This is a genomic window from Pseudomonas sp. 57B-090624 (genome assembly GCF_003234055.1).
Taxonomy (GTDB): Bacteria; Pseudomonadota; Gammaproteobacteria; order Pseudomonadales; family Pseudomonadaceae; genus Metapseudomonas; species Metapseudomonas tohonis.
Window position 1 is genome coordinate 1 of record NZ_QKRU01000104.1, and the last position, 15,612, is coordinate 15,612.

26 protein-coding genes are annotated in these 15,612 nt (G+C 67.9%); 23 read left to right on the plus strand and 3 right to left on the minus strand.

All coding sequences use genetic code 11. The annotated features are described in order from the left end of the window. The first annotated feature begins 111 nt into the window (after positions 1-111). The 7 genes from DMX10_RS29750 to DMX10_RS29780 all read left to right on the plus strand — a co-directional run bounded on the left by DMX10_RS29750 (position 112) and on the right by DMX10_RS29780 (position 4,617). Positions 112-966 carry a GPO family capsid scaffolding protein gene (locus DMX10_RS29750; RefSeq protein ID WP_111264482.1) on the plus strand — a complete coding sequence of 285 codons (855 nt, stop codon included), beginning with the start codon at positions 112-114 and terminating at the stop codon, positions 964-966. Positions 967-995: 29 nt separating this feature from the next. Further along, positions 996-2,003, plus strand: coding sequence for a phage major capsid protein, P2 family (locus tag DMX10_RS29755; RefSeq protein WP_111264483.1), 1,008 nt, complete (start codon positions 996-998; stop codon positions 2,001-2,003). A gap of 10 nt (positions 2,004-2,013) precedes the next feature. Then, entirely contained in the window at positions 2,014-2,715 is a 702-nt protein-coding gene (locus DMX10_RS29760) for a terminase endonuclease subunit (protein WP_111264484.1), read from the plus strand. Between the two features lie 98 nt (positions 2,716-2,813). Next, on the plus strand, positions 2,814-3,275 hold the full coding sequence (locus DMX10_RS29765; RefSeq protein WP_111264485.1) for a head completion/stabilization protein: 462 nt from the start codon (positions 2,814-2,816) through the stop codon (positions 3,273-3,275). After that, the gene (locus DMX10_RS29770) at positions 3,275-3,481 is read left to right on the plus strand and encodes a tail protein X (protein WP_111264486.1); all 207 of its coding nucleotides are present in this window, start codon (positions 3,275-3,277) and stop codon (positions 3,479-3,481) included. The genes DMX10_RS29765 and DMX10_RS29770 overlap by 1 nt, the downstream gene beginning before the upstream one ends. A gap of 15 nt (positions 3,482-3,496) precedes the next feature. After that, entirely contained in the window at positions 3,497-3,820 is a 324-nt protein-coding gene (locus DMX10_RS29775; protein ID WP_178083031.1) for a phage holin, lambda family, read from the plus strand. Beyond that, positions 3,817-4,617: an N-acetylmuramidase family protein gene (locus DMX10_RS29780; protein WP_111264487.1), complete on the plus strand. Its 801-nt coding sequence runs from the start codon at positions 3,817-3,819 to the stop codon at positions 4,615-4,617. The genes DMX10_RS29775 and DMX10_RS29780 overlap by 4 nt, the downstream gene beginning before the upstream one ends. Here the strand turns inward: DMX10_RS29780 and DMX10_RS33805 are convergent. Beyond that, entirely contained in the window at positions 4,575-4,871 is a 297-nt protein-coding gene (locus DMX10_RS33805) for a hypothetical protein (protein ID WP_111264488.1), read from the minus strand. The two genes, DMX10_RS29780 and DMX10_RS33805, sit on opposite strands and share 43 nt — an antisense overlap. On the opposite strand from DMX10_RS33805, the gene lysC reads away from it, so the two are divergent. The 3 genes from lysC to DMX10_RS29800 are packed head-to-tail and all read left to right on the plus strand — an operon-like array spanning position 4,870 to position 6,033. Continuing rightward, complete coding sequence (gene lysC / locus DMX10_RS29790) at positions 4,870-5,127, plus strand: Rz1-like lysis system protein LysC (protein WP_111264489.1); 258 nt, start codon at positions 4,870-4,872, stop codon at positions 5,125-5,127. The two genes, DMX10_RS33805 and lysC, sit on opposite strands and share 2 nt — an antisense overlap. Then, complete coding sequence (locus DMX10_RS29795) at positions 5,124-5,573, plus strand: phage tail protein (RefSeq protein WP_111264490.1); 450 nt, start codon at positions 5,124-5,126, stop codon at positions 5,571-5,573. The genes lysC and DMX10_RS29795 overlap by 4 nt, the downstream gene beginning before the upstream one ends. Beyond that, entirely contained in the window at positions 5,566-6,033 is a 468-nt protein-coding gene (locus tag DMX10_RS29800; protein WP_111264491.1) for a phage virion morphogenesis protein, read from the plus strand. The genes DMX10_RS29795 and DMX10_RS29800 overlap by 8 nt, the downstream gene beginning before the upstream one ends. 54 nt (positions 6,034-6,087) lie before the next feature. Here the strand turns inward: DMX10_RS29800 and nadS are convergent, their stop codons facing one another. After that, positions 6,088-6,375, minus strand: coding sequence for a NadS family protein (gene nadS / locus DMX10_RS29805; protein ID WP_111264492.1), 288 nt, complete (start codon positions 6,373-6,375; stop codon positions 6,088-6,090). Positions 6,376-6,379: 4 nt separating this feature from the next. Then, on the minus strand, positions 6,380-6,694 hold the full coding sequence (locus DMX10_RS29810) for a type II toxin-antitoxin system RelE/ParE family toxin (protein ID WP_111264493.1): 315 nt from the start codon (positions 6,692-6,694) through the stop codon (positions 6,380-6,382). A gap of 464 nt (positions 6,695-7,158) precedes the next feature. Here DMX10_RS29810 and DMX10_RS29815 point away from each other — a divergent pair, with 464 nt between their 5' ends. The 13 genes from DMX10_RS29815 to DMX10_RS29870 all read left to right on the plus strand — a co-directional run bounded on the left by DMX10_RS29815 (position 7,159) and on the right by DMX10_RS29870 (position 15,536). Continuing rightward, entirely contained in the window at positions 7,159-7,374 is a 216-nt protein-coding gene (locus DMX10_RS29815; protein ID WP_111264494.1) for a hypothetical protein, read from the plus strand. Continuing rightward, entirely contained in the window at positions 7,371-7,517 is a 147-nt protein-coding gene (locus tag DMX10_RS32870) for a hypothetical protein (RefSeq protein WP_158545637.1), read from the plus strand. The genes DMX10_RS29815 and DMX10_RS32870 overlap by 4 nt, the downstream gene beginning before the upstream one ends. Positions 7,518-7,530: 13 nt before the next feature. Further along, positions 7,531-8,358 carry a phage antirepressor N-terminal domain-containing protein gene (locus DMX10_RS29820; protein WP_111264495.1) on the plus strand — a complete coding sequence of 276 codons (828 nt, stop codon included), beginning with the start codon at positions 7,531-7,533 and terminating at the stop codon, positions 8,356-8,358. A gap of 85 nt (positions 8,359-8,443) precedes the next feature. Further along, a complete protein-coding gene (locus tag DMX10_RS29825) occupies positions 8,444-9,055 on the plus strand; it encodes a hypothetical protein (RefSeq protein ID WP_111264496.1) in 612 nt (203 codons plus the stop codon). A 61-nt stretch (positions 9,056-9,116) separates the two neighbouring features. Continuing rightward, entirely contained in the window at positions 9,117-9,755 is a 639-nt protein-coding gene (locus tag DMX10_RS29830) for a phage baseplate assembly protein V (protein WP_111264497.1), read from the plus strand. Further along, the gene (locus DMX10_RS29835; RefSeq protein ID WP_111264498.1) at positions 9,752-10,096 is read left to right on the plus strand and encodes a GPW/gp25 family protein; all 345 of its coding nucleotides are present in this window, start codon (positions 9,752-9,754) and stop codon (positions 10,094-10,096) included. The genes DMX10_RS29830 and DMX10_RS29835 overlap by 4 nt, the downstream gene beginning before the upstream one ends. Then, positions 10,093-10,956, plus strand: a complete 864-nt coding sequence (locus tag DMX10_RS29840) for a baseplate J/gp47 family protein (protein WP_111264499.1) — start codon at positions 10,093-10,095, stop codon at positions 10,954-10,956. The genes DMX10_RS29835 and DMX10_RS29840 overlap by 4 nt, the downstream gene beginning before the upstream one ends. After that, positions 10,949-11,935: a phage tail protein I gene (locus tag DMX10_RS29845; protein ID WP_111264500.1), complete on the plus strand. Its 987-nt coding sequence runs from the start codon at positions 10,949-10,951 to the stop codon at positions 11,933-11,935. Before DMX10_RS29840 ends, DMX10_RS29845 begins: the two co-directional genes overlap by 8 nt. Further along, positions 11,932-12,285, plus strand: a complete 354-nt coding sequence (locus DMX10_RS29850) for a hypothetical protein (protein ID WP_111264501.1) — start codon at positions 11,932-11,934, stop codon at positions 12,283-12,285. Before DMX10_RS29845 ends, DMX10_RS29850 begins: the two co-directional genes overlap by 4 nt. Positions 12,286-12,298: 13 nt before the next feature. After that, positions 12,299-13,216, plus strand: a complete 918-nt coding sequence (locus DMX10_RS29855; protein WP_111264502.1) for a hypothetical protein — start codon at positions 12,299-12,301, stop codon at positions 13,214-13,216. A 10-nt stretch (positions 13,217-13,226) separates the two neighbouring features. Continuing rightward, a complete protein-coding gene (locus DMX10_RS29860; RefSeq protein ID WP_111264503.1) occupies positions 13,227-13,517 on the plus strand; it encodes a hypothetical protein in 291 nt (96 codons plus the stop codon). A gap of 10 nt (positions 13,518-13,527) precedes the next feature. Continuing rightward, the gene (locus DMX10_RS29865; RefSeq protein ID WP_111264504.1) at positions 13,528-14,640 is read left to right on the plus strand and encodes a hypothetical protein; all 1,113 of its coding nucleotides are present in this window, start codon (positions 13,528-13,530) and stop codon (positions 14,638-14,640) included. Between the two features lie 125 nt (positions 14,641-14,765). Continuing rightward, positions 14,766-15,536: a hypothetical protein gene (locus DMX10_RS29870; protein ID WP_111264505.1), complete on the plus strand. Its 771-nt coding sequence runs from the start codon at positions 14,766-14,768 to the stop codon at positions 15,534-15,536. Positions 15,537-15,612 lie beyond the last annotated feature (76 nt).

Below are 15,612 nucleotides of genomic sequence, written 5' to 3' on the forward strand. Positions count from 1 at the left end.
CCTTGTAGCCCCTGCCCCCACAACCCCCGTGCGTTGCTGGGGCACGCGTGCGTCCCGACCATGGCCTCACTGCCAGCGCCAACCAGCGCCCCGCACCGAGGACACCACCCCATGGCCGACAAGCCCAAGAAATACCGCTCCAAATTCTTCCGCGTCGCCGTCGAAGGCGCCACCACCGACGGCCGCCGCATCGAACGCAGCTGGATCGACCAAATGGCCGACAGCTACGACCGCACCAAATACGGCGCCCGCATCTGGATGGAACACATCCGCAGCGCCCTGCCCGACTCCCCCTTCCGCGCCTACGGCGACGTCATCGCCCTCAAGGCCCAGGACACCGAAATCGACGGCGAAACCCGCCGCGCCCTCTACGCCCAGATAGAGCCCACCGACGACCTGGTCAACATGGTCACCAAGCTCAAGCAGAAGATCTTCACCAGCATCGAAGTGCGCGAAAAATTCGCCGGCACCGGCAAGGCCTACCTCATGGGCCTCGGCGTCACCGACACCCCCGCCAGCCTCGGCTCCGAGATGCTCACCTTCGCCGCGCAGAACCCCGAAGCCAGCCCGCTCAAGACCCGCAAGCAGCACCCGGACGACCTCTACAGCGAATGCACCGAGGTCGAGCTCGAGTTCGAAGAAATCACCGACCCGGCCGGCCTCTTCACCAGCCTCAAGAGCGCCATCGGCGAATTGGTCAGCAAAGGCAAGGCCAAGGACAGGAAAGACGCCGTCCACTTCGGTGACCTCGGCGAAGCTCTCCAAGGCCTGGTCACCCTCGCCCAGCAGCAAGCCGAGCACAGCCTCAAGGTCGATGAAATCATCGCCGCCCTCGAGGCGCAGCTCAGCCGCTACAGCGCCAGCCTCGACGACCTCAAGGCCCAGCTCGGCAACACCCAGGACCACAGCCAGAAGCCGCGCCCAGCCGTCACCGGCGCCGGCAAACACACCGTCACCGACTGCTGAGCACGCCCGCAGGCCCCACGGAGAGCCCCATGCGCAACGAAACCCGAATCCTCTACAACGCCTACCTCGCGCAGCTCGCCAAGCTGCACGGCGTGCCGGACGTCACCACCAAATTCACCGCCGAACCCAGCGTCGCCCAAACCCTCGAAACCCACATCCAGGAATCCAGCCAGTTCCTCAGCGCCATCAACATCTACGGCGTACCCGAACAGATGGGCGAAAAGATCGGCCTCGGCCTCGACGGCCCCATCGCCAGCACCACCAACACCGACGAACAGGACCGCGAAACCCGCGACCCCAGCGTCCTCGACGACCGCGGCTACCTCTGCACCCAGACCAACTTCGACACCCACATCAAATATTCCAAGCTCGACGCCTGGGCCAAATTCCCCGACTTCCAGAGCCGCATCCGCGACGCCATCGTCCGCCTCATGGCGCTGAACCGCATCATGGTCGGCTGGAACGGCACCACCCGCGCCGCCACCTCCGACCGCCGCCGCCACCCGCTGCTGCAGGACGTCAACGTCGGCTGGCTGCAGAAGATGCGCAACGAAAACGCCGCCCGCGTGCTCGGCGAAGTGCAGGAAGGCAGCGGCAAGATCCGCATCGGCGACGGCCAGGACTTCGAAAACCTCGACGCCCTGGTCTTCAGCATGGTCAACGAATTCATCGAACCCTGGTACCAGGAAGACCCCGGCCTCGTGGTCGTCTGCGGCCGCCAACTGCTGGCCGACAAATACTTCCCCATCATCAACAAGAGCCACGACCCCAGCGAGATGCTCGCCGCCGACATCGTCACCAGCCAGAAACGCATCGGCAACCTGCCCGCCGTGCGCGTGCCCTACTTCCCGGCCAACGCCCTCAAGGTCACCCGCCTCGACAACCTCTCCATCTACTGGCAGGAAGGCACCCGCCGCCGCACCGTCGTCGACAACGCCAAGCGCGACCGCATCGAAAACTACGAATCGGTCAACGAGGCCTACGTCATCGAAGACCTCGGCTGCGCCGCCCTCGCCGAAAACATCACCCTGCAATGAGGGCCCGGCCATGACCAACCCCTGCCGCCGGCACTTCCAGCGCATCAGCGCCGCCCAGGCCGCCGAAGCCACGCCCCACGGCCAGACCATGGAAGGCCTCGACGCCTACGAACAGCAGCTCGCCCAGCTGCACCAGGACCGCCTGCGCCTCAAGCAAATCCAGGGCAACGAACGCAAGGCCGAACTCAAGGCCCAGCTCCTGCCCGCCTATGCCGGCTACGTCCAGGGCGTGCTCGAAAGCGGCCAGGGCGCCCAGGACGAAGTGCTCACCACCGTCATGATCTGGCGCATCGACACCGGCGACTACACCGGCGCCCTCGACATCGCCGAATACGTCCTGCAGCACGGCCTCGCCATGCCCGACCGCTTCGAACGCACCACCGGCTGCCTGGTGGCCGAAGAAATCGCCGAAGCCGCCCTCAAGGTGCAAAAGACCAAGGGGCACTTCGAACTGCCCCTGCTCCACCGCACCCTCGAACTCACCGCCGAGCACGACATGCCCGACGAGGCCCGCGCCAAGCTCTACCTCGCCGCCGGCCGCGCCACCCTCCACGGCCTCACCCTGGAAAGCCCCGGCCAGCCCGGCCAGGTCGCGGCCGGCGCCGAGCTGCTGCAACGCGCCATCGAACTGCACGCCATGTGTGGCGGCAAACAGGCTTTCGACGCAGCCACACGGCTGCTCACCAAACTCGCCGCCAAACCAGGCGGCTAACCGAGCGGTCCCCCGCACCCCGGCGGCTCGGGGCCGATCCAAGCTCGCGATGGCTGAGGAGACGCCCCGACCACCGCCGACCCAACCGAGTGAGGCCCATGAGCGGATTCATCGCCGGCGGCACACCCACCGCCTTCACCCTCAGCAACGACGGCTTCTGGCCAGACATCGACGCCCACGCCCTGCGTGACGCCCAGCGCATCGACGGCAGCGTCAGCAACGCCCGCCTCGAAGTCGCCACCGTCGCCGCCATGCTCAGCGTCAATGCCGACCTGCGCAGCCGCAAACGCCACTGGCAGGTCGCCGGCCACACCAAGCTGGCCAGCGTCCCCAGCGAGCGTATCAACGGCATCAGCGCCCTGGTGCACACCTACACCCGCGCCGTCTACGCCGCCACCAGCGCCGAAATCGCCGAGCGCTACCGCACCTTCGACGCCACCAACAGCGGCGAGCAGAAAGCCGCAGACGAGGCCCAGGCCATCGACGACTACCGCCGCGATCAGCGCTGGGCCGTGCGCGACCTGCTCGGCGTCAGGCGCACCACAGTGGAGCTGATCTGATGACCAGCACCCGCGCCCTCCAGGGCGAAACCCTCGACGCCCTCTGCTGGCGCCTCTACGGCCGCACCGCAGGCGTCACCGAAGCCGTACTCGAAGCCAACCCCGGCCTCGCCGACCTGGGGCCCCACCTCCCCCAGGGCCACCGCATCCACCTGCCCGACCAGGCCCCACAACCCCAACGCCAGGCGGTGGCCCTATGGGACTGACCACTGGAAACCGGAATGCAACGCATGCCTGAACGCCCCGACTCCTGGGCCTGGCTCACCACCTGGCTCGAACACCACTGGCACGCCCTCTACGCCGGCGGCCTCGCCTTCGCCATCGCCGCCCTGCGCATCATCTACGGCGGTGGCGGCCTGCGCCGCGTGGCCCTGGAAGCGCCCCTCTGCGGCCTGCTCACCACCGCCGGCACCTATGGGCTGCCCCTGCTCGGCATCCCCACCAGCGCCGCCCCCTTCCTCGGCGGCGTCATCGGCCTGCTCGGCGTCGAAGGCGTGCGCGCCCTCGCCCGCCGCTTCCTCAACCGCAAGGTGGACCAGCTATGAACACCCTCCGCCACGGCGACCAGTCCCTGGCCGTCCAGCAGCTGCAACAGGCCCTCAACGCCCGGGGCGCCACGCTCATCGTCGACGGCATCTACGGCGACGAAACCGAAAAGGCCGTCCGCGCCTACCAGCTAGGCGTCGGCCTGGTGGTCGACGGCATCGCCGCCCCGAAAACCCAGCTCGCCCTCGCGGGGGGCGACTGCACGCCACTGCTCAAGAACGCCGACCTGGTCAGCGCCGCCAAGCGCCTCGGCGTCGAGCTCGCCGCCCTCTACGCCGTCAACGAAGTGGAAAGCGCCGGCCGCGGCTTCCTCGGCAACGGCAAGCCCGCCATCCTCTTCGAGCGCCACGTCATGCACCGCCAGCTCGGCAAGGCGCGCGCCGCCGCCCTCACCGCCCAATACCCCAACCTCGTCAACCCGCGCCCGGGCGGCTACGCCGGCGGCGTCGCCGAGCACCAGCGCCTGGCCAACGCCCGCCGCATCGACGACCTCGCCGCCCTCGAATCCACCAGCTGGGGCGCCTTCCAGATCATGGGCCACCACGCCACCGCCCTCGGCTACGCCAGCGTCCACGAATTCGTCGAACGCATGCACCGCAACGAATCCGAGCACTTCGAAGCCTTCGTCCGCTTCATCGCGGCCGACCCGCAACTGCACAAGGCCCTCAAGGCCCGGAAGTGGCAAGACTTCGCCAAGCGCTACAACGGCCCCGCCTACGCTCGCAACCTCTACGACGTAAAGCTCGAACGCGCCTACCAGCGCCACGCCGCCTGCCACTGCGGCCAGCCCGCATGAGCCGCCTGCGCCAGGGCCTGCTCGGCCTCGCCCTGCTCGCCGCCCTCGCCGCCCAGCTCTGGAGCCAGCACCGGCAGCACCAGGCCGAACGCACCCAGGCCCAGAAACAGCGGCAGCAGGCCGAGCAGCGCATCGCCCACCTCCAGCACCAGCTGCAGGGCGAGCGCCAGGCCCAGGCCCGGCTGCGGGCCAGCCTCAACCAGCTGCGCCAGCTGCAGGCCCAGCGCAACCAACGCATCGAGGAGCTCCAGCATGAAGACCCCGCACTCGCCACCTGGGCTGCCCAGCCTCTGCCTCCTGCTGCTCGCCGGCTGCACCAGCGCCCCGCACTCGACGGCGCCGCCGCCTACCGAGCCTGGCTGTCCAGCGGTGGTGGCCTGCCACCTGCCCGCGACGGCGCCACGCACTAACGGCGAACTGCGCCACGCCCTGGACACCATCGAACAGGCCTGGGCCGAATGCGCCGCCCAGGTCGACATGCTCCTCGAGCACCAGCAGGCCCAGCCATGAACAAACCGGAAAGCCTGCGCGCCCACCTCCTCGCCACCGTGCCCGAACTGGAGCGCAACCCCGACCGCCTCCTGGTGTTCATCGACGACGGCAGCATCCGCTGCACCGCCGCCCGCACCCTCTCCTGGGAATACGCCTACCGCCTGCAGCTCATCCTCACCGACTACGCCGGCCACCCGGACGCCGTCGCCCTGCCCCTGCTGGGCTGGCTGCGCGTCCACCAGCCCGAGCTGCTCGCCAACCTCGACAAGGCCCGCGAAGGAATCCACTTCGAAGCCGACATCCTCGCCAACGACAAGGTCGACCTCGCCATCACCCTGCCCCTCACCGAGCGCGTCGTGGTCGGCCGCGATGCCGACGGCACCACCACCCTCACCCACCCGGCCGAGCCGCAACTGGACATCGAACCACCGGAGCCCGGCACCTGGTACATCCCCCATGGCTGAGCTCGAGGACGACCTGCAGGCCTGGCTCACGCCGCTCATCACCCGCCTGCAACCCAACGAGCGCAGCAAGCTCGCCCGCCAGGTCGCCCAGCACCTGCGCCGCAGCCAGCAAAAGCGCATCCTCGCCCAGCGCAACCCCGACGGCAGCGGCTACGAGCCCAGGAAGCAACGCACCCTGCGTGGCAAGGCCGGCCGCATCAAGCGCCAGGCCCGCATGTTCACCAAGCTGCGCACCGCCCGTTTCCTCAAGGCACGCGGCAACGCCAGCGCCGCCACCATCGGCTTCACCGGGCGCATCAGCCGCATAGCGCGGGTTCACCAATACGGGTTGCGGGACAGGCCAGGGCGCGGCGCGCCACAGGTGCAGTATGCGAGGCGGGAGCTGATCGGGTTGACGGAGGCGGAGCGGGAACTCATTCGGGACCAGGTGCTAGGGCACCTCGGCCATGGGCCGACATGAAAAGCCCCGCACACCGTTGCCGATGGCGGGGCTTGGCGAGGCCAGGTGCCGGGGTCAGCTACCCAGCGCCTCGATCACATGCTTCGGGTCATTGTGAATCGCCCGCAGAAGCGCCTTGGCGGGGCCGGTGGGCTCACGCCGCCCCTGCTCCCAGTTGCGCAGGGTGCCCAGTTGCACGTCGATCATCGCCGCGAACTTGGCCTGAGTCAGGCCGGTGGCCTTGCGGATTTCCTTCACCCGCAACGCATCGATGGCGAACTCCCGCGAAGGCTGGCGCTCGCCACGTTGAATCTCATCCATCTGCTGGACGCTCTCCAGCAGGTCATCGAAGAACTTGCTCATGGGGTTACCTCCAGCGCTCGACAATCTGCCGCAGCACCTTGCGCTCCTCGGCGCTCAGGTCGTCCTTCTCATTCTTCGGGTAGATCAGCAACAGCGCGATCTGCGAAGCGGACGAAAAGTGGTAGTAGATGACCCTCGACCCACCGCGCTTACCCTGCCCACCAGTGGCCACCCGCACCTTGCGGATTCCACCCGTCCCCTCGATGACGGCGCCCATCTCCGGCCTCTCGGCCAACTGGCGCTGGAACGCGGCATAACTGTCGTCATCGAGCAGTTCGCGCAATCGCTTGGTGAACACAGGGGTTTCGATAAAGATCATGGACCGGGAATGTACGCCAATGGCGTATATCGAGCAACAGCGTCACACTGCACTACCCAAGCCTTGTCATTTCAACAACGGTTGAGGTCAACTGCCAAAGGCGTACAGCGGCGTAATGGCGGGCCGTGTGCGGGACACCTTCGGGTGTGCCGGGTCCTTGTACCCCGGTCGGCCAACCCGCGCACGGCTCGCCCCCCATCCTGATCACGGTTGACCTCCCTCCCCCTCGGCGCTATCGTTCGCCCGTCGCTGTCAATCCAGCGATACGGGGGTGAGAGCCCGTAATGGTCAAGGCGCACGACGCCTACTTGGCGTTTTTTTGTGCCCGCGTAATGGCGGGCCGTGCGTGGGCGGGCTTCGGCCCGGCCGGGATCCTTGACCCTGGTCTCTCACCCCGCGCACGGTTCGCCTCCATTAGCGTGAGAGCAGTGGTGGCGAACTCCAGCCAGTCAAGGAGTGTCACCATGTCCGAGAAGCGCCCCTACGGCCTCACCGAAGACGATCAGTTCAAGCTCCACCGCGCCCGCAACGTTCTGCGCCTCCTCCAGTACCTCTCCGAAGCCGACAAGCAAGGCCCCCTTGAGCCCGAACTGCTGGGCAGCGCCTATGGCCTGCTGGCCGAACAGCTCGATGCGGTGATCGCCAGCAGCGAGCACCGGACCGGGAGGGCACGTGCATGACCCGCCTCCGCCGCCTGCTGGCCCTCTGCCTGTTGCCCCGAGACGAGCGCGCCCTGTTGCAACACCTGCGCCATCTGGCCGAAGCTGACCGCCGTTTCATCCTGCGTGCCGTGGCAGCCCTGGCCCAGCACCCCGCCGCCTGACAAGGAGACCGTCATGAGCACCGCGCAGCAACTGATCCCGGTTCCGTTCTATGAAGACACCGTCGTGCTGGTAGGGCAGGACGATCACCCCTATGTGGCAATGAAAACGGTCGTTACCAACATGGGGCTGGATTGGAAAAGCCAGCACGTAAAGCTGAAAGCCAATTCTGAGCGCTGGGGTATGGTGGAAATCACCACACCTTCCGTAGGTGGCCCACAGGTCTCTTCCTGTTTGCCTCTGCGCAAGCTCGCCTCATGGCTGATGACCATCAGCCCCAACAAGGTGAAGCCCGAACTGCGCGACAAGATCGTCCGCTACCAGAACGAATGCGACGACGCCCTGTGGGACTACTGGACCAAGGGCAGCGCCACGCGCCCAGGGGCACAGCCGGCCACCCAACGGGTCACCCTCTCCCGCCACCGCCTCGCCCTGGGCAAGGAACTGCTGCGCACCCGCGATGCCGGCATGCGGCAGATGATCCACCAGCAGCTCGACGAAGTGTCTCGCGCCATGGGGCTGCCCACGCCCCCCATCGACAGCATCGGCCAGGCCGCCCCGGCCGTGCCCGACCTGCTCGCCCCCTTCTGGGCCGCCCTCGCGGCCCTGGATGCCAAAGGGGTGGACTACAACCACGCGCGCACGGCCGACCTGCTAGCCGTCAACTTGCCCGAGCTGGCCCGCCTACTCCTCGAGCACGGCCAGCCATTGCGCCTGGACAACACCCTGCGCACCGCGCTCTGGCACAGCCCAACGCCTCGCTGCCTGCACAAGAACCATCCCCTGGCCAGCCGCCTGACGGGCAAGACCATTCGTTGCTGGGTGTTTGAGAGTCCGGGTTGAAGCGGTAGAGCACCGGCTCATGCCGCCCAGTAGTAGCTTCAAGACTTGGAGGTGCTGCTTTGAATTCTCACAAGGAGGTTAAGCCATGAACGAACTACTAGAGCTTTTCAACAAATATAAAGACCTTGTTTCAATCTCCATCGCCTCGATCGCACTTATATACACGGCATATCAGGTCGCTCTTCAACGGTCGCACAACAGGCTTACGGTCCGTCCTCATCTCGACAGCACATCTCACACCGATGATTATGAGCGAGCCTATTCCATCGAGATCACCAATAACGGAATCGGCCCAGCCGTATTAGTTTGTGCTGAGCTTTATTATAAAGGCGAACTAATGAGCAACATAGACCCCGTCAATGAAGCCATGACAAGGATTCAGGAGGAGCTCAAATGGTTCGGCAAAGACAGCTGGGGGCATCACAGACTGTCGATGGGCTCTTACATATCACCTGGAGAAGCGACTCACCTCATTGAGGTTAGTTTTTATGTGGAGGCCTCAACCAAGCCAGCAACCGATTTTGATAGTTATCTAAGAGAAAATGTTTTACTTAAAGTCTGGTACAACTCGATATACGGGGATGAATACATCTTTATATCAAACGACCCCCAAAGTGGACTGAAGCCACTTCCAAAAATAAAAGCCCTGAGAGATGAAGCCATGAGGCCTAATAAGAGCGCTGGGCAAAAGCTGTAAGAGTCTTTGCTACAAACCCCGAGCACTGCAATGCGCACGATGGACCGCCACCATCGGCGGCATGACCACCCTCGCCACCCTCTCCCGCCTTATCGAAAACCTCATCCGCCTCGGCACCGTCGCCGAGGTGGATCTCGCCACCGCCCGTGTGCGCATCCAGAGCGGGCGGTTGCTTACCGGCTGGCTGCCCTGGCTGGCCCTGCGCGCGGGTGAGGACAGGGTCTGGAACCCGCCCACCGAGGGCGAACAGGTCCTGGTGCTCAGCCCCTCGGGGCAGACGGCCAACGGCGTGGTGCTCTGCGGCCTGTTCAGCGACGCCATCCCCGCCAATGGCGAGACGGCGGCCCTGCACCGCACCACCTACCGCGACGGCGCGGTGATCGAGTACGACAGCGCCGCCCACCACCTGCGCGCCATCCTGCCCGGCGGCGGCAGCACCGAGCTGGTCAGCAGCGGCGGCATCACCCTGGTGGGCGATGTCACCCATGAAGGCAACTACAACCAGACGGGCGACTACATCCTGGTGGGCGATACCACCCAGCAGGGCGATTACAACCAGACCGGCGACCTGAGCCAGACCGGCGACCAGAACGTCACCGGCACCGTCGCCGTGGGCACCGAGGTGGTCGCCGCCGGCGTGAGCCTGGTCAAGCACCTGCACTTGGGCAACCTCGGTGCCCCCACGAGCCCGCCGCTGTGAACTGCCACACCGGTGCCGCCCTGGGCGAGCTGGAGCACATCCGCCAGAGCGTGGCCGACATCCTCACCACCCGCCCGGGCACACGCGTGATGCGCCGCGACTACGGCAGCCAACTGCCCGAGTTGCTGGACCAGCCCGGCAACGCCACCACCCGCCTGCTCTGCTACGCCGCCATCGCCACCGCGCTGCTGCGCTGGGAGCCGCGCCTGCGCCTGGGCCGCGTGCAGCTGGTCGCGATAGACCTGGACGGGCGCTTCGAGCTGAGCCTCGAGGCCACCCTGGTGCGCAGCGACGAGCCGGCCGACCTGCGCATCCCCCTGCTGCTGGGAGCCACGCCATGAACGCCATCGACCTGTCCCGCCTGCCCGCCCCCGACCTGGTGGAGCCGCTCGACTTCGAAGCCCTGCTCGAGTCGCGCAAGGCCGCCCTGCTCGCCCACTGGCCCGAGGCCGAGCGCCCCGCCATCGCCGAGCGCCTGGCCCTGGAGTCGGAGCCGCTCACCAAGCTGCTGCAAGAATCCGCCTACCGCGAGCTGCTGCTACGCCAGCGCATCAACGACGCCGGCCGCGCCGTGCTGGTGGCCTTCGCCCGCGGGGCGGACCTGGACCACCTGCTCGCCCTGCTGCAAGTGCAGCGGCTCGCAGGCGAGCCCGACGACGCCTACCGCCAGCGCGTCCTGATGAGCGTCTTCGCCTACGCCACCGCCGGGCCCGCCGAGGCCTACCGCTACCACGCCCGCAGCGCTCACCCCGAGGTGCGCGACGCCCGCTGCGATCGCCCAACGCCCGGCACCGTGCGCGTCACCGTGCTCGGCCAGGCAGGCGACGGCAGCCCCAGCGCCGAGCTGCTGCAGGCGGTCGAACGGGCCCTCACCGCCGACGACATCCGCCCGCTCAACGACCAGGTCCTGGTGCACCCCGCAGCCGTGCTGCACTACCGCGTCCACGCCCGGCTGCACCATGGCCCCGGCGCCACCGTCGAGCCCCTGCTCGAGGCCGCCCGCGCCGCCCTGCAGCGCTACACCCGCGAGCAGCACCGCATCGGCGCCGCCATCCGCCTCTCCGGCCTCTACGCCGCGCTGCACCAGCCCGGCCTGCAGCGCGTCGAACTGCTCGAACCGACGCGCGACTGGGAGCCCGACGCCCTCACCGCGCCCTGGTGCAGCGAGGTGCACCTGGAAACGGCCAGCCACCATGGCTGAATTGCTCCCCGCCAACGCCAGCGCCCTGGAGCGCCGCCTCGCCCAGGCCGGCGACCCGCTGCACCTGCCCGTGGAGCACGCCCGGCTCTGGGACGTCGAGCGCTGCCCGCCCGCGCTCCTCGGCTACCTGGCCTGGACGCTCAGCGTGGATTTCTGGGAGCTGGCCGAAAGCAGCGAGCAACGCCGCAACCTGGTGCGCGGCGCCCTGGCCTGGCACCGCAAGCGCGGCACCCCCTGGGCCATCCGCCAGGCGCTGGCCGCCCACGGCTACCCCGACTGCGAACTGGTGGAGCACGCCCAGCTGCAGCGCCAGTGGCTGCAGGCCGGCGGCGAATTGCTCGAGGGCGACAACACCCTCGATGGCAGCAGCGACCTCTCCGCCCCCGAGGGGTCCTTCCGCTTCACCACCCGGCACTGGGCCGAATACGCCCTGCGCCTCAACGCCGTGGAGCGCGAAACCACCCCCGCCATGCTGCGGCGCATCGCCACCCTGTGCAGCGCCTACGCCCCTGCCCGCTCCCAGCTGGCCGCCATCGTCCTGGTGGCCGCCGCCCGCTTCCAGTCACAGCCGCAGTTGCTGGGCTATCGCGGCCGCGCCCGCCTCCGGTTGCGGCGCTGCAAGCGCATCGCCGTACCCGGCTTCGCCACCCTCGATGGCTGCGGCCCACTGGGCGGACACCACCTGCCAGCGCAGCTGGACGGCAGCAGCCCCCTCGACGGCCACGGCCAGCTGCGCCCCACTCGCCCGGCCGGCGAGCCCCTCGGCCCCGGGCCCATCCGCATCACCCAACGGCTGCGCCTCGCCCTGCAGGGGCCCGCCGCCGGCGGCCGCTACCTCGAGCCCGCCGAACGGCTCGATGGCACCAACGCCCTGGACGGCACCAGCAACCTCGGCGCCACCCTCGGCCCGCCCTGCATCGGCTTCATCGGCCGGCTGCGCCTGCGCCACGGCCCCCACCAGACCCAGGAGCCCCTATGACCAGCACCGCCACCACCTACGCCTACCGCAGCAAGGTGGCCCAGGCCGCCGCCAGGGGCAGCGCGCTGCCGCGCATCAGCCACCTGGCCTTCGGCACCGGCGCCCGCCCCTACCGCCTCGACGACGAGGCCCTGGAGGCCGAATTCATCCGCCTGCCCGCCAGCCTGCAGGTGCGCGGCGTCCTGCTGATGGCCTCCGCCACCCTGGTCGGCCGCGCCGTCGGCAACCGCGTACTGCGCGAGATCGGCGCCTTCGCCGAGGACGGCACCCTCGTCGGCCGCCGCGTCATCGCCGCCAAGGGGTTCGAGCCGGAAACCGAGCTGGACATCGAACTCACCTTCCAATACTGACCAGGAGCGCCCCATGGCCAACCTCGACGGCGTCGCCCTCTTCACCGCCTTCCTGCGCAGGCTCGAAGAGACCGACCCCAAGCACCCCGATACCTGGAACCCCAACTACCAGGCGCTGATCAACAACGACGTCTTCCTCAAGGCCTTCGCCGACGAGGTGCACCAGGCCCGCAACGGCAACGCCAGCCTGGCCGAGCGCCTGCAGCGGCTCGACCGCACCCACGCCAGCCTCTCGCCCGGCTTCATCGACGAAGTGGTCGCCGCTCTCAAGTACGCGCTCGACCAGGTCGGCCTCGCCAACAGCGCCATTCGCGCCCTCAAGCAGCACCTGCAGCAGGAAGGCGAGGTGCACATGGCCAACCGCGGCCTCGTCCGGGGCTGCACCGTCAGCCGCTCCACCAGCGCCGCCCGCAACCTCAACCTGGCAGGCGGCATCTGCTTCGCCAACGGCCGCACCTACGCGGTGGCCGGCGGCGAGAACCAGGCCTCGGTGCCGGCCAACATCGGCGCCGGCAGTGCCACCGTCACCGCCTACCTGCACCCCGTGGCCGGAGGCTGGCAGCTGGCGGTCGGCGCCATCGGCGAAGCGCTGCCGGGCGATGCCATCCCGCTCTACAGCCTCACGCTGCCAGCCCACAGCACCGACACCACCGACCCCAACCTCGCCCAGGTCACCCTCACCAGCCTGCGGCGCCTGGAGCCCGGCTTCCCCCGGTTCCTCGACAGCCCCGCCAGCCGCTTCGTGCCCATCGCCCGCCTCACCGACAGCGCCTACCGCATCGACCTCGACCTGGTCAGCGCCCGGGGCGCGCCCTGCCCACCCCAGGCCCTGTGCATCACCAGCCGTGCCAGCAACGGCTTCGTCATCACCCTCGCCTCGGCCGCCGACGCCGTGCACCTGCGCTACCGCGTCAGCCGGCTCGACCAATAAGGAGCGCCCCATGGCCCAGATCCGTCTCATCCAGCCCGGCCAGCCCGTGGCCGACTTCGCCGTCAGCGGCACCACCGTCACCATCGCCGGCCTCACCCTTGAGCTGGCCGACCACCAGCAGGACGCCAGCGTCACCCTCGAGGTGCGCAGCCAGGCCGGCACCGCCCGGCTGGGCGGCGACGGCGCCTACCTGGCCCACATCGAACTGCCGCCCGCGCGCTACGACCACAGCGCCGGCGAGCCCACCCGCCAGCCGCTGGACCCGCACTCCGTCGTGCTCACCCTCTGGCCCACCCCCTAAGGAGGCAGCCATGCCCACCCTGTTCATCAAAGACGACCTGCGCGCCGCCGTGGAAGCCGCCTCCGGCGGCCGGCAGACCGTGCTCTACACCGCCAAGGGCCAGCCCAGCTACATGACCGTGGTGCCGCGCTTCAACCTCGAGGACCTGGCCGAACCCGGCGTCGACCTCGGCAAGGGCCCGCACCCCGCCTTCATCGTCAACGGCGTGGAGAAGTCGGAATTCTTCTATGGCACCTACTGCGGCGTGATCAAGAACGGCGAACTGCTCTCCCTCCCCAACACCCCGCCGGACCGCGCCAGGAGCTTCGACACCTTCAGCAACGTCGCCCGCGCCAACGGCATCGGCTGGCACCTGGGCAGCAACGCCGAATGGGCCGCGCTCATGCTCTGGTGCCACCGCAACGGCTTCGTCCCACGGGGCAACGACCACTACGGCCGCAGCAGCGATGCCCCCTACGAAACCGGCCGCCGCGTGGCGGGCGAAGCCATCGGCGACACCAGCACGGACGGCCCCGTGCTCACCGGCTCCGGCCCCTGCGGCTGGCGTCACGACAACACCCACGCCGGCATCGCCGACCTCTGCGGCAACCTCTGGGAATGGCAAGGCGGCCTGCGCCTGGTGGAAGGCGAGATCCACATCATCCCCAACAACGACGCCGTCAGCGCCGACCTCTCCACCCACTCCAGCGCCTGGCGCGCCATCCGCCTGAGCGACGGCGCCCTGGTAGCCCCCGGCACCCCGGGCACCGCCAGGCTCGACTCCCCCACCGCCACCACCCAGGGCAACGGCGGCGTGCCCGTCCTGGCCGAGCACATCACCCACCGCACCGGCGCGGAGGGTGCCAACAGCAACGACATCGGCCACAACGACGGCCCCTTCGGTGCCATGAAGCACGCCACGGGCATCACCATCCCCACGCTGCTCAAGGTGCTCGGCCTCTACCGCCACAAGGAGCTGGGCGACAGCGACCGCATCCACCTGCGCAACTACGGCGAGCGCCTGCCCATCCGTGGCGGCAACTGGGGCAGCGGCCCCACCGCCGGGCTGCGCGCCCTGGGCCTGGCCGACTCGCGCAGCCACATCGACACCAGCGTGGGCGGCCGTCCGGCCTTCGTGCTTTGAGTGAATGGGGCGTGGCGCAGGCCACGCCCCACGGGGTCTGGAAGGGAAGTACCAGCCATTGGGTTGCGACGAGATCGGGCCAGTCCCTACCATCACTCCACCAGCAGTCCCAACAAGGAACCGTTATGAGTGGTAAAGAACTTATCCCGAAGGAAGGCTCGGCCCTGGCTGAAGCCTACGGGCTCAAGAACACCGCCTTGATCAAGCTGTTCAAGAAGTACGAGGGCAGCGTTCTCTTCCCGTACTTCGTGTGGGCGGTGAATGAGGCGGGCGCCGGAAGCGTCGACCGCATCGTTTCCAACCACGTAGCCACCTACAACTTCAAAAAGGTGGATGTGGTCTTCGCGCACCTGGCGAGAATGATCGACCGCAACGCTCCCGACCCGGAGTCGGAAGAATTCATGACGGCGCTGAACGTCTGCATCAACGCGCTCATGGACACCACCAGTAAAAAGAAGGCCCGCTACTTCGCCGCCATCCTCGCGCACACCTGGATGAACAGCTCGATCGACTGGGACGAGATCTCCCAGGTGCTGAAGCTCATCAAGGAGTTCGAGGATGTGCACATCCTCATCCTCCGCACTGCATCCGAGCTGCACCAGGCGCAAGGAGGCAAGCCGGGCTACTTCACCGTAGGGAAGGATCACCCCAGCGGCCCGCGAATCGAATACCTGTTGCACGAGATCGATAACAAACTGCTGCAGATGTGCATCTCCGATCTGGTCGCGAAAGGGATGCTCAACGACTCCATCGAATCCAGCTCCACCGCAGTCATGTCCGGTGTGGATATCGGAGACATAAAGCCAGCGGACCAGCTGTTCTACCTCTCCGAACTTGGCCTCTGGTTCATCCAGCAGCTGCAAGACCCCGCAACCGCAGGCCCTGAGGCGCCCTGAGCGCTCGCCACCGGCCGCCACAGCCCCGCCCTCGCGGGGCCTCTGCTGTAACGCCCCGCCCTACACCCCCCAGTCC

What these genes read in the sequence shown, in the direction of transcription:
- DMX10_RS29750 (WP_111264482.1), top strand. Translation starts at nt 112, where the DNA reads ATGGCCGACAAGCCCAAGAAATACCGCTCCAAATTCTTCCGCGTCGCC.
- DMX10_RS29755 (WP_111264483.1), top strand. Translation starts at nt 996, where the DNA reads ATGCGCAACGAAACCCGAATCCTCTACAACGCCTACCTCGCGCAGCTC.
- DMX10_RS29760 (WP_111264484.1), top strand. Translation starts at nt 2,014, where the DNA reads ATGACCAACCCCTGCCGCCGGCACTTCCAGCGCATCAGCGCCGCCCAG.
- DMX10_RS29765 (WP_111264485.1), top strand. Translation starts at nt 2,814, where the DNA reads ATGAGCGGATTCATCGCCGGCGGCACACCCACCGCCTTCACCCTCAGC.
- DMX10_RS29770 (WP_111264486.1), top strand. Translation starts at nt 3,275, where the DNA reads ATGACCAGCACCCGCGCCCTCCAGGGCGAAACCCTCGACGCCCTCTGC.
- DMX10_RS29775 (WP_178083031.1), top strand. Translation starts at nt 3,497, where the DNA reads ATGCAACGCATGCCTGAACGCCCCGACTCCTGGGCCTGGCTCACCACC.
- DMX10_RS29780 (WP_111264487.1), top strand. Translation starts at nt 3,817, where the DNA reads ATGAACACCCTCCGCCACGGCGACCAGTCCCTGGCCGTCCAGCAGCTG.
- lysC (WP_111264489.1), top strand. Translation starts at nt 4,870, where the DNA reads ATGAAGACCCCGCACTCGCCACCTGGGCTGCCCAGCCTCTGCCTCCTG.
- DMX10_RS33805 (WP_111264488.1), bottom strand. Translation starts at nt 4,871, where the DNA reads ATGCTGGAGCTCCTCGATGCGTTGGTTGCGCTGGGCCTGCAGCTGGCG.
- DMX10_RS29795 (WP_111264490.1), top strand. Translation starts at nt 5,124, where the DNA reads ATGAACAAACCGGAAAGCCTGCGCGCCCACCTCCTCGCCACCGTGCCC.
- DMX10_RS29800 (WP_111264491.1), top strand. Translation starts at nt 5,566, where the DNA reads ATGGCTGAGCTCGAGGACGACCTGCAGGCCTGGCTCACGCCGCTCATC.
- nadS (WP_111264492.1), bottom strand. Translation starts at nt 6,375, where the DNA reads ATGAGCAAGTTCTTCGATGACCTGCTGGAGAGCGTCCAGCAGATGGAT.
- DMX10_RS29810 (WP_111264493.1), bottom strand. Translation starts at nt 6,694, where the DNA reads ATGATCTTTATCGAAACCCCTGTGTTCACCAAGCGATTGCGCGAACTG.
- DMX10_RS29815 (WP_111264494.1), top strand. Translation starts at nt 7,159, where the DNA reads ATGTCCGAGAAGCGCCCCTACGGCCTCACCGAAGACGATCAGTTCAAG.
- DMX10_RS32870 (WP_158545637.1), top strand. Translation starts at nt 7,371, where the DNA reads ATGACCCGCCTCCGCCGCCTGCTGGCCCTCTGCCTGTTGCCCCGAGAC.
- DMX10_RS29820 (WP_111264495.1), top strand. Translation starts at nt 7,531, where the DNA reads ATGAGCACCGCGCAGCAACTGATCCCGGTTCCGTTCTATGAAGACACC.
- DMX10_RS29825 (WP_111264496.1), top strand. Translation starts at nt 8,444, where the DNA reads ATGAACGAACTACTAGAGCTTTTCAACAAATATAAAGACCTTGTTTCA.
- DMX10_RS29830 (WP_111264497.1), top strand. Translation starts at nt 9,117, where the DNA reads ATGACCACCCTCGCCACCCTCTCCCGCCTTATCGAAAACCTCATCCGC.
- DMX10_RS29840 (WP_111264499.1), top strand. Translation starts at nt 10,093, where the DNA reads ATGAACGCCATCGACCTGTCCCGCCTGCCCGCCCCCGACCTGGTGGAG.
- DMX10_RS29845 (WP_111264500.1), top strand. Translation starts at nt 10,949, where the DNA reads ATGGCTGAATTGCTCCCCGCCAACGCCAGCGCCCTGGAGCGCCGCCTC.
- DMX10_RS29850 (WP_111264501.1), top strand. Translation starts at nt 11,932, where the DNA reads ATGACCAGCACCGCCACCACCTACGCCTACCGCAGCAAGGTGGCCCAG.
- DMX10_RS29855 (WP_111264502.1), top strand. Translation starts at nt 12,299, where the DNA reads ATGGCCAACCTCGACGGCGTCGCCCTCTTCACCGCCTTCCTGCGCAGG.
- DMX10_RS29860 (WP_111264503.1), top strand. Translation starts at nt 13,227, where the DNA reads ATGGCCCAGATCCGTCTCATCCAGCCCGGCCAGCCCGTGGCCGACTTC.
- DMX10_RS29865 (WP_111264504.1), top strand. Translation starts at nt 13,528, where the DNA reads ATGCCCACCCTGTTCATCAAAGACGACCTGCGCGCCGCCGTGGAAGCC.
- DMX10_RS29870 (WP_111264505.1), top strand. Translation starts at nt 14,766, where the DNA reads ATGAGTGGTAAAGAACTTATCCCGAAGGAAGGCTCGGCCCTGGCTGAA.